General features: G+C 39.6%; 8 protein-coding genes and 1 rRNA gene. 8 read left to right on the top strand and 1 reads right to left on the bottom strand.

Features of this window, described 5'->3' with window-relative positions; translation table 11 throughout:
- Positions 1 to 97 precede the first annotated feature (97 nt).
- From rrf to ihfA, 6 genes are all read left to right on the top strand, one after another.
- Positions 98 to 212 (top strand): 5S ribosomal RNA (gene rrf / locus L654_RS0115400).
- Between the two features lie 587 nt (positions 213 to 799).
- The gene (locus L654_RS0115395) at positions 800 to 1,855 is read left to right on the top strand and encodes a DUF2066 domain-containing protein (RefSeq protein ID WP_024608365.1); all 1,056 of its coding nucleotides are present in this window, start codon (positions 800 to 802) and stop codon (positions 1,853 to 1,855) included.
- Positions 1,855 to 2,565 (top strand): DnaA regulatory inactivator Hda, encoded by a 711-nt coding sequence (hda, locus tag L654_RS0115390; protein WP_007580342.1) that lies wholly within the window; start codon positions 1,855 to 1,857, stop codon positions 2,563 to 2,565. Before L654_RS0115395 ends, hda begins: the two co-directional genes overlap by 1 nt.
- A 345-nt stretch (positions 2,566 to 2,910) precedes the next feature.
- Complete coding sequence (gene pheS / locus L654_RS0115385) at positions 2,911 to 3,891, top strand: phenylalanine--tRNA ligase subunit alpha (RefSeq protein WP_033027877.1); 981 nt, start codon at positions 2,911 to 2,913, stop codon at positions 3,889 to 3,891.
- Positions 3,892 to 3,906: 15 nt separating this feature from the next.
- Positions 3,907 to 6,294 (top strand): phenylalanine--tRNA ligase subunit beta, encoded by a 2,388-nt coding sequence (gene pheT, locus L654_RS0115380; RefSeq protein WP_024608363.1) that lies wholly within the window; start codon positions 3,907 to 3,909, stop codon positions 6,292 to 6,294.
- A 2-nt stretch (positions 6,295 to 6,296) separates the two neighbouring features.
- The gene (gene ihfA, locus L654_RS0115375) at positions 6,297 to 6,596 is read left to right on the top strand and encodes an integration host factor subunit alpha (protein ID WP_002960690.1); all 300 of its coding nucleotides are present in this window, start codon (positions 6,297 to 6,299) and stop codon (positions 6,594 to 6,596) included.
- Between the two features lie 239 nt (positions 6,597 to 6,835).
- On the opposite strand, the gene L654_RS0115370 is transcribed toward ihfA, so the two are convergent.
- Positions 6,836 to 7,636, bottom strand: coding sequence for a DUF2989 domain-containing protein (locus L654_RS0115370; RefSeq protein ID WP_024608362.1), 801 nt, complete (start codon positions 7,634 to 7,636; stop codon positions 6,836 to 6,838).
- Positions 7,637 to 7,810: 174 nt separating this feature from the next.
- Between L654_RS0115370 and L654_RS0115365 the strand changes: the two genes are divergently transcribed.
- Positions 7,811 to 9,253, top strand: coding sequence for a glyceraldehyde-3-phosphate dehydrogenase (locus L654_RS0115365; RefSeq protein ID WP_010554014.1), 1,443 nt, complete (start codon positions 7,811 to 7,813; stop codon positions 9,251 to 9,253).
- Positions 9,254 to 9,382: 129 nt separating this feature from the next.
- A complete protein-coding gene (locus L654_RS0115360; protein ID WP_024607224.1) occupies positions 9,383 to 10,708 on the top strand; it encodes an IS4 family transposase in 1,326 nt (441 codons plus the stop codon).
- Positions 10,709 to 10,718: the final 10 nt, after the last annotated feature.

Here is a 10,718-nt window from a genome sequence, read left to right as displayed (position 1 = left end):
ACTAAAGTAGATATTACTTAGAAAGACTTAAAAAATATTATCAGATATTTTCCAAATTCAGTTAGTGCGTAGCGATACGGATTAACGCCCAAATTTGCTTGGTGACAATAGCGTTTTGGACCCACCTGACTCCATGCCGAACTCAGTAGTGAAACGAAACAGCGCCGATGATAGTGTAGCATTTGCTATGTGAAAGTAGGACATTACCAGGCTTCAAATTGTAGAAAGCCCGAATCTAACGATTCGGGCTTTTTTACGTCTGCAGAAAAGTAAAATGTGCGCAATTAACACACACTCACATCAATACGCATCACGTAGGTCGGGCAAGCGTCGCGACTCCTGACGTTAAAATCACAACAAAACCCTCAATATCTCAGTCGGCCAATAAATTAGCATTTGTTACGTGACTTTCTACTGCTGTGGGCACTACGACATTCTACTGCGTAGCGCACCGACTTCACATTGTAGAGAGCCCGAATCTAACAATTTGGTTTTTTACGTCTGCAGAAAGTAAAATGTGAGCCAATAACGAAAAATCTAAACCATAACATCATCAAGTACTTACATTAAATACCTTCATGATCTAACTAAACCCGAAAGGTTCGCGTTTTAAAAGTGTAGTAAAGTTAAATGTAGGTAAATAGCGTACAACTCACTCAACTATCTTATTCATATTTAATCTTTTTTACTTTCTATAAAAGCTAATTACTTTCATTTCCTTAGATAACAAATTTAATTTTGCTTTGTTACTGTCTTTGATTTAGGATCAAATCAGTTTAAAACCAAGAACTAACAGCCTGTGTATAGATTATTAATTAGCGCCATATCCATTTTATTTTGTTTTTCTGCGTCGGCAGTTGAAGTAACTGATCTATATCAAGATATTTTAAAAGTGGATGACAAAACACGAGACACTCGATTAGCTGCGAGTCGTAAAGCTTTGCTCAATGTTTTAGTGAAAGTAAGCGGTGATGAAACTGCGGATCAAAATAAATTAGCACAGCAACGCACTAAAGATATTTCTGATTATATGCTTAAGTTTGAATATGACGAGAGAGCAAATGGACAATTGAAACTTGTTGTTAAATTTGAAGCTCGAAAGATCAATGCGTTAATCAAAGAGTTAAACTTACCTTTATGGGGAGTACAACGCCCATTAGTCGCAATATGGTTAGGTATTGAAGACAATTGGCGCAGAGAATTAGTAACACAAGAAAGTTACCCGCAATTAGAGCAGTTAATTTATGACAAAGCAGCACGCCGTGGTCTGCCTGTCGTTGTGCCATTACTTGATTTACAAGATAGACGTTTAGTAGGTATTCCTGAGGTATGGGGTAACTTTTCAGAACCAGTAGAAGAGGCCTCTAGACGATACAGTGCTGAGCGAAGTATTACAGCAAGAATGTATAAAGAAGCGGATAGCGAAAATTGGATTTTAGATTGGCGTTTTACTAATGATGATCAATTTGATTCAAATAGATTAACGGGCGATAAGCAGCAAATAGTGAGTCAAATGATTGATACCTTAGCTCGAGGCCTTGCAAGCGAGTACGCTATTGATCCAAATGCTTATTATGAACAAGCCGCGGCCACGCTAACATTAAAAGGCACGCAAAGTTTTGTTGATGTTGAATTAGCAAAACAAAGATTATTGAACTTAAGCGTTGTTACGCAAGTTAAAATTGTTCGTAAAACACCAGAATTTGTAGAATTTAAACTAAACCACACTGGTAATCTAAGTGATCTTAAAAAAGGGCTAGGGTTAGACTCCTCATTTAAAGATTATGAGGATCCACGCGCTTTTTATCATGTTGTTGATAAAAATAGCTTAGAGTATCAATGGATAACGCCATAATGCTAACTTCTGAGCCGATGCAAATGGCATTACCGGTTACCTTGCCGGATGACGAAACATTTGCATCGTACTTTGGTGGGGAAGATTCGTTAGAGGTTAACCATTTAAAAGATAGCTTTTCGAAGTTAGCTAAAAAGTTTCAGTATACTTATTTATGTGGGTTAGGTGATTCGGGTAAGTCTCACCTTTTGTATGCAACCTGCATTAAAGCACAAGAGCGTGGCCTATCTAATATGCTGCTGTCTATGCGCGAAGTAATTGACTTTGGACCTATGGTATTAGACGGTTTAGAAGCACTTGATGTTCTATGTATTGATGACGTGCATTTAGTTGCAGGCAATGATGCATGGGAAAAAGCACTATTCAACTTTTTTAACCGGTTTAACGAACCCGGAAAAATGTTAGTAGTAACTGCCGATTTACTTCCTAGCATGCTTAATATCTCGCTGCCTGACTTAGAGTCTCGCTTAACGTGGGGAACAACCTTTCAAATTCGTTCTATGAGTGACGACGATAAAGCACAAGCACTTGTTAAGCGCGCTCATATGCGCGGCCTTGAATTAAGTGATGAGTGTGCACGCTTTTTACTAACCCGTTTAAGCCGTGATATGCGTGCTTTATTAGATGTACTCGACAAATTAGATCATGCATCTATGGCAGCACAGCGAAAATTAACTATTCCTTTTATAAAATCAACGTTAAAGCTGTAGTAGGTCTAGAATCTAGACCCTTCTTTCAGTTATCATAAGCTATTATCAGAGCGTGTTTACCTTTCCTGATTGGAATTTGTTTAACTTAAGAGTGCTTTAATCGCGTCGTGAGGGCTTTAGCGTAGTATTTATATGCGAAACTCGAACAACAAAGAACGTAGCCTCCGAGATAAACACTTCAAACTGCATGTGTTTGGTCTTTATTTAGCGTTATTGCATCACTTATGTAGGAAACTACAGTCCAATGCTTAACCTTATTTAATAACCAACCACACTGTTGTAAAGCAATCTTGAAAGGCCAACACGCTCTTAAGCAATCACCTTCTGTGAAAGATCAGGTATCGAATGAACTTAGAAAACATATTAGCGCAAGCACTTGAGGCGGTAGCCAGTGCCAGTGAAATAGCGCAGTTAGAAGATATCAGGGTTAATTACCTTGGTAAAAAAGGCGAAATCACTAGCTTACTTAAAACGTTAGGTAAAATAGCACCTGAAGAACGTAAAGAAGCAGGCCAAGTTATAAACCAAGCTAAACAAGATGTACAAACTGCTATCAACGAAAAGCGTGAATTGCTAGCAAGTAAAGCACTTGAAGAAAAACTAGCTGCTGAAACTATAGATGTAACTCTACCAGGGCGTGTTATGCCTACTGGCGGTTTACACCCAGTTACGCGTACTATTGAGCGCATAGAAAGCTTTTTCGGTGAGTTAGGTTTTGAAGTTAAATCTGGTCCAGAAATCGAAGACGATTTTCATAACTTTGATGCGCTAAATATTCCAGAGCACCATCCAGCACGTGCTGATCATGATACCTTTTATTTCAATCCTAAATTAGTACTACGTACACAAACAAGTGGCGTGCAAATTCGTACTATGGAAACTGAGCAGCCACCACTGCGCATTATTTCACCTGGACGCGTATACCGTAACGATTACGACCAGACACATACACCTATGTTCCATCAGGTTGAAGGTTTAATGGTTGATACCGATGTTAGCTTTACTGAGCTAAAAGGTATTTTGCATGATTTTTTACGTAACTTTTTTGAAGAAGATATGGAAATTCGTTTCCGTCCTTCATTCTTCCCGTTTACAGAACCTTCGGCTGAAGTAGATGTTATGGGTAAAGACGGTAAGTGGCTAGAAGTACTAGGCTGCGGCATGGTACATCCAAATGTACTTAAGTCTGTGGGCATTGACCCAGAAAAATACACCGGCTTTGCTTTTGGTATGGGTGTAGAGCGTTTAACTATGTTGCGCTATGGCGTAAACGATTTGCGTGCATTTTTCGAAAATGACTTAAAATTCCTGAACCAGTTCCGTTAAGAGTGAAACAATAAAATGAAATTTAGTGAAAAGTGGTTAAGAGAGTGGGTTAATCCTGCTATTGATACGCAAGCTCTTTCGGAACAGCTTTCAATGGCTGGTCTAGAAGTTGATGGCGTTGAGCCTGCTGCTGCCAAATTTAATGGCGTAGTTGTAGGTGAAGTTGTTGAATGTGGACAACACCCAGATGCAGATAAACTGCGTGTTACCAAAATTAACGTAGGTGGCGATGAGCTACTTGATATCGTGTGTGGTGCACCAAATTGTCGTTTAGGTATTAAAGTTGCTGTTGCAACTGTGGGCGCTGTACTGCCTGGTGACTTTAAAATTAAAAAAGCCAAACTACGCGGCCAACCTTCAAACGGAATGCTATGTGCTTTTGTTGAGCTAGGTATTAGCGAAGAAGGCGACGGCATTATGGAATTGCCAAGCGATGCACCAGTAGGCACTGATTTACGTGATTACCTAGGTCTTGATGATAATATTATAGATGTTGATTTAACACCAAACCGTGGTGACTGCTTAGGTATAAAAGGTCTAGCTCGCGAAGTAGGAGTTTTAAATAGTATTGACGTAAACGTATTAGATATTCCAGCTGTTACTCCAACAATTGATGACAAAGTATCAATTGAGCTAGTTAATGAAGATGCATGTCCTCGTTACCTTGGTCGTGTGATAAAGGGCATTAACCTTGATGCAGAAACACCGCTTTGGATGGTTGAAAAGCTACGTCGCAGTGGCGTACGTTCAATCGACCCAGTAGTTGATGTTACTAACTATGTATTACTTGAACTTGGTCACCCAATGCACGCGTTTGATTTAAATGCGATTGAAGGTGGTATTAAAGTACGTAGTGCAAACGCAGGTGAAGAACTTATTTTATTAGACGGTAACACCGCTAAATTAAACGACACAACACTTGTGATAGCCGATCATAACAAAGCACTTGCAATTGCAGGTATTTTTGGTGGTGAGCAATCAGGTGTTACAGATAAAACATCTGATATATTACTTGAAAGCGCATTTTTTAATCCTGTAGCAATTGCAGGGCAAGCACGTAGCTACGGTTTACACACTGATGCTTCACACCGTTATGAACGCGGTGTTGATTTTGCTCTACAACATGATGCAATGGAACGTGCAACAGCACTTCTTCTTGAGATTGTAGGTGGTCAAGCAGGTCCAGTTGTTGAAGCTGTTGCGGCTGAAAAACTACCAAAAGTGACTGAAGTACGTCTTCGTCGTGCACGTTTAGACCGTGTTATTGGTCATCATATTGAAGATGCTAAAGTAACAGATATTCTTACGCGTTTAGGTCTTGATGTTAAAGTAGAAAATGAAAGCTGGAGTGCGGACGTACCAAGCTACCGTTTTGATATTCGCATCGAAGAAGATTTAATTGAAGAAGTAGCACGTGTTTACGGTTACAACAGCATTCCAAATGTTGCACCAACTGCAAAACTTAAAATGACGACACATAACGAAGCAACTATTGCACTTAGCAAGTTCCGTAATACGTTAGTGACTCGTGGTTACCAAGAAGCAATTACATACAGCTTTGTAGACCCTAAAGCACAAGCTATTTTACACCCAGAGTGTAAAGCAATGGTATTACCGCACCCTATTTCAATTGAAATGTCAGCGATGCGTGTAAGTTTAATGCCGGGTTTATTAGCGTCTGTAGCGTATAACCAAAATCGCCAACAGCCTCGCATTCGTTTATTCGAACATGGTCTTAAATTTATAAGCGACGAAAGTGCAGAAAATGGTGTTTACCAAGTACCGGTTATTGGCGGCGTTATTACGGGTCTTGTAAATGGTGAACATTGGGTTGAAGAAAAACGTAACGTTGATTTTTACGACCTAAAAGGTGATGTTGAAGCCTTACTTGCAATTACTAATGACGTTACTCGCTTTGAAATTAAAGCCGAGCAGTCAGATGGACTTCACCCTGGTCAATCAGCTGTAATATATGTTGATGGCAAAAAGGTTGGTTTTTTTGGTGCTTTACATCCTCAAGCTCAAAAGTCGTTAGATATCAACAACGCAACTTTTGTTTTTGAAATTGAAATGTCAGCAATAGAAAAAAGAAATTTACCGCAAGCAGAAGGGGTGTCTAAATTCCCTTCAAATCGCCGCGACATCGCGATTTTAGTGGCAGACAGCGTTAAATCTGGCGACATTTTAAGCGTGATCGAAAAAGTTGGCGGAAATCAATTGGTTGACCTAAACTTATTCGATGTGTATAAGGGCAAAGGTATTGAGCCAAATTATAAGAGTTTGGCGATTGCTCTAACACTGCAAGCGGTTGATAGAACACTCGAAGAGAAAGATATCAATCTAGTAGTTGATAACGTGGTGGCCGAATTGGCCGAACAGTTTAATGCATCGTTGAGGGACTAGATATGGCGCTTACTAAAGCCGACATAGCTGAACACCTATTTGAAAAGCTCGGGATCAATAAAAAAGATGCCAAAGATTTAGTTGAAGCGTTTTTTGAAGAAATCCGCTCAGCGCTAGAAAAAGGCGAGCAGGTTAAGCTCTCTGGATTTGGTAACTTTGATCTTCGAGACAAAAAAGAAAGACCAGGCCGCAACCCGAAAACAGGCGAAGATATTCCTATTTCGGCACGTCGCGTGGTGACTTTTCGACCAGGTCAAAAGCTTAAAACCCGCGTAGAAGTGGGCACAAGCAAAGCAAAATAAAAAAAGGCAGCGTAAGCTGCCTTTTTATTTGCCTGAATAACCTAGTTATTAAATTATACCAACCTGCATAAATCTTTGATCAATTTAACGAATTAAATTGCACTATAACGTCGTTAAAAATGTTTTATTTAGAACAACTAGATACAAAAATTTTTGCCTAGTTCTAGCGTAATTTCCTTAACGTTAAATAGACCCCATATATAAGCAGATTGGTATTAGGTTATTTTTGCGATTATAAATTAAAACTCTCGAGGAGATACAAAATCACCTGCCATTATTTGCTGAAATGTTTGCTCTGCAAGTACATCTAGGCTGTCTAAGCTTTTACCACTCGTTATTAATTGCTGCTCAATTTCAAACACGTCAATATTTTCAATCCCCGACATTTGCGCTACTTTAGAAAATATATATGCATGCTTAAATTTATCATGTTTATAAAAAAGACTAATAAGTGATGTATACACTTCAGGATTCGGTACGTTGTCTTTTTTATTGAGCTCTAAAGTTTTATAAAGCAAATCAATGGTTTTTTCATCGTCGAACTTAATATAGTACGATGCTAAAAAAAATTGCATTTCGGCACTTTGCGTTACACTTTTGTCATTTTCTATCGCCAATAATTTAGTCAGTGCGTTTTGGTTATTATTTCGTGACCATTGGTAGTAGAGCAAACCTGGATGGTTCGTATTTTGGGTATCTTGATATAAGCGAGTCATTTCTTTAATGCTCGTTAATTGACCGTCAATACGTGACGTTTTTTTAGCTTTTAACTTAATATGTTCAATTTTGGCAGCCACAGTTATACATTGGTTATAGGATTCAAAGTCCTTGAGTAATTGGTATTTATTTTCATCAGTAGGGTCTTTGTATTCTATGTAACGTTTGATAATTACATCAGAACGTTCATCCTTGCAGTGGCTGTCTTTGTTTAAGTCGCTACAAAAGCCAGGTGTTTCTTTGCACACTTGTGCGAGTGTCAAGGGCTCTTCACACCCTGTCAACGTTAGCAAACTCAATAGTACACTTGCTTTTTTAAGCATCCCTTAACCCCAAATGAATATCTACCTTGTTATTCTAACGCAATCATTTAACGCCTAACAGTAGAGAATAACTTCAGATTAAATTAGAATAGCCCAGCCTGAAGTGCATTACTCTCAAAATATAGTGCATTTTTAAAGGCTATCCGTTCAAAATGATAAACTTAGGTAAATAAAATGACCTCATCTCACGAGTTAGAATACACAAATAGTTGGCAAGAGCGCCAAGATTACGCAGAAAGCATGCAACCAATCATTGGTAAACTTTACCGTAATCGTGGTATCGAAATCGCTGTATATGGCCGTCCTCTCGTAAATGCCAGTACTATCGATATTATCAAATCTCACAAAACCGTTGCTCAGTTTGAAGGCACTAAATTACGTTTGCGTGAAAGCTTCCCATTTTTAGAAGCTATCAGCAAAATGGAATTAAACTCTGCACGTATTGATATTGGTAAGCTTGCATATAGTTATTTGTTCACTGAAGCTGCAAAAGGCCGCTCAGTAGAAGAATTTGTAAAAGATGAACTTGCAGAAATAGCTGACTTACCAGCGAAAGAACCACGCGATGTTGTATTGTATGGTTTTGGTCGTATTGGTCGTTTACTAGCGCGTTTATTAATTGAAAAATCAGGTCCATATTCAGATTTACGTTTGCGCGCTATTGTTGTGCGTGGCGGTAAAGAGGGTGATCTTGAAAAGCGTGCAAGCTTACTGCGTCGTGATTCAATTCACGGTCCGTTCAATGGCTCAATCACTATTGATAAAGAACGTAACGCAATTAAAGCCAACGGTAGCTACATTCAGGTTATTTACGCTAACTCTCCTAGCGAAATTGATTACACTCAATATGGTATCGACAATGCATTAATTGTTGATAACACCGGTATTTGGAAAGACGAAGCGGGCCTTGGCCAGCATCTAGAGTGTAAGGGCGCTGCAAAAGTATTATTAACAGCTCCTGCAAAAGGTAATATCAAAAACATCGTATATGGTGTTAATAACAAAGATATTTTACCTGAAGATAAAATTGTTTGTGCAGCAAGCTGTACAACCAATGCAATTACACCAACGCTTAAAGCACTAAACGATAAGTTTGGTATTAATAATGGCCATGTTGAAACTGTACACTCGTACACGAACGATCAAAACCTTATTGATAACTACCACAAAGCAGAGCGCCGTGGCCGTGCCGCAGCACTTAACATGGTAATTACTGAGACAGGGGCTGCAAAAGCGGTTTCAAAAGCATTACCAGAGCTTGAAGGCAAATTAACAGGTAACGCAATCCGCGTACCTACACCTAATGTGTCGCTAGCTATTTTGAACCTTAACTTAGCAACAAGCACATCAGTTGAAGAGCTAAACGCATTTTTACGCGATACTGCACTTCATTCAGACTTACGTGACCAAATTGATTACACAGCATCAACGGAAATTGTTTCTACCGATTTAGTCGGTAGCCGTTACGCAGGTGTTGTTGATTCACAAGCAACGATTGTTGAAGATAACCGTATTGTTTTATATGTATGGTACGACAATGAGTTTGGTTACAGCTGCCAAGTAGTTCGTTGTATGCGCGATATGGCCGAAGTGTCATTCCCAAGCTTACCTCGCTAATTTATTTGCAGTGACTTAAAAGCCAGCATGTTGCTTAATGCCGATCAGTTAAGAAATATTTAACGATCCATTGACCGATCTTCTGGTTAGTTTATAAAGGCTTCTGAATTTATTCAGGAGCCTTTTATTTTGCAACTCACTACCGCACTTTCTCTAGCCAATAGCTACGCACCCAATTCAGAAGGCTTAGGTCAACTGAGTGATTTTTTATGCCCTGAGTTTATCAAACAATGCGCAGAAACCGCAGGTGTCGCGACGATAAGGAAAAGAAGGCTTCCTGTTGAGATGGCCGTTTGGACAGTCATTTGTATGTCGTTTTATCGTGAAGACCCACTGTGGAGTATTGTCAGTAAATTAGGGCTCGCTTTACCAGGTAAAAAAGAACTCGTTGCGCCCAGCGCGGTTGTACAGGCTAGGCAGCGGCTTGGGGCTGATGCCGTTAAACAGGTTTTTGAGCAAAGTCAGCAAATGTGGAATGCTGATGCGAACCATCCCACATGGTGCGGGCTATCACTACTGGGTGTTGATGGTGTCATTTGGCGCACACCGGATACTGCTGAAAATCAACATGCATTCTCCATGTGGAAAAATCAGTATGGTGACACGGCCTTCCCTCAGGTTCGCATGGTGTGTTTGATGGAGTTAACTAGTCATTTATTAATGGGGAGCGCCTTTGATAGTTGTCGTACAAGTGAAATGGTGTTGGCTGAAGACTTAATCGAGGCAACACCCGATAACTCACTGACGTTATTTGATAGAGGCTTCTATTCTCTAGGCTTACTCAATCGTTGGCATCATGCTGGGGTAAATAGGCATTGGCTTCAACCGATGAGAAAAGGCACGCAATATGAAATTGTTCGCTCTCTAGGTCGTCAAGACAAACTCATCAAGCTAAAAGCAACAGCACAAGCGAGAAAAAAGTTCGACGATTTACCAGAGAGCATTGAAGTTAGGCTAGTCACAAAAACGGTTAAGGGGAAAGAGGTGAATATACTCACTTCATTAACAGACCCAATGCGTTTCCCTAAGGCTGAAATTGTTGACCTCTATAGTGATCGGTGGGAAATTGAACTTGGTTATCGAGAAATGAAACAAACCTTACTGAATAGTCACTTTACGCTACGCAGCAAGAAACCTGAGATGATAGCGCAAGAATTATGGGGCGTAATGTTGAGCTATAACTTGCTCCGATACCAGATGGTGAAAATGGCGCAGAAAAAATCTGGAATATATGCAAAACACCTGAGTTTTACGACGTGTGCTATTAGTATTATTAACCTTATTCATACAATGTTTATAGAAAATGCAGGACGGATACCTAAATCAATAGAGCAATTACAAGCTCAAGTTGAACATCACATATTGCCGATAAAACGGGAGCGGGCGTATCCGAGGTGTGTGAAACCAAAACCCAGTAAATACCCCAATAAAAAAAGCCAGTCAGCTGTTAACTGACTGGCATTAA

The organism is Pseudoalteromonas sp. TAB23, from assembly GCF_000498075.1.
Taxonomy (GTDB): Bacteria; Pseudomonadota; Gammaproteobacteria; order Enterobacterales; family Alteromonadaceae; genus Pseudoalteromonas; species Pseudoalteromonas arctica.
Note: the sequence above shows the minus strand (reverse complement) of the source record. Positions and strands in the feature narration are given on the sequence as shown.

What these genes read in the sequence shown, in the direction of transcription:
- hda (WP_007580342.1), top strand. Translation starts at nt 1,855, where the DNA reads ATGCTAACTTCTGAGCCGATGCAAATGGCATTACCGGTTACCTTGCCG.
- pheS (WP_033027877.1), top strand. Translation starts at nt 2,911, where the DNA reads ATGAACTTAGAAAACATATTAGCGCAAGCACTTGAGGCGGTAGCCAGT.
- pheT (WP_024608363.1), top strand. Translation starts at nt 3,907, where the DNA reads ATGAAATTTAGTGAAAAGTGGTTAAGAGAGTGGGTTAATCCTGCTATT.
- ihfA (WP_002960690.1), top strand. Translation starts at nt 6,297, where the DNA reads ATGGCGCTTACTAAAGCCGACATAGCTGAACACCTATTTGAAAAGCTC.
- L654_RS0115370 (WP_024608362.1), bottom strand. Translation starts at nt 7,636, where the DNA reads ATGCTTAAAAAAGCAAGTGTACTATTGAGTTTGCTAACGTTGACAGGG.
- L654_RS0115365 (WP_010554014.1), top strand. Translation starts at nt 7,811, where the DNA reads ATGACCTCATCTCACGAGTTAGAATACACAAATAGTTGGCAAGAGCGC.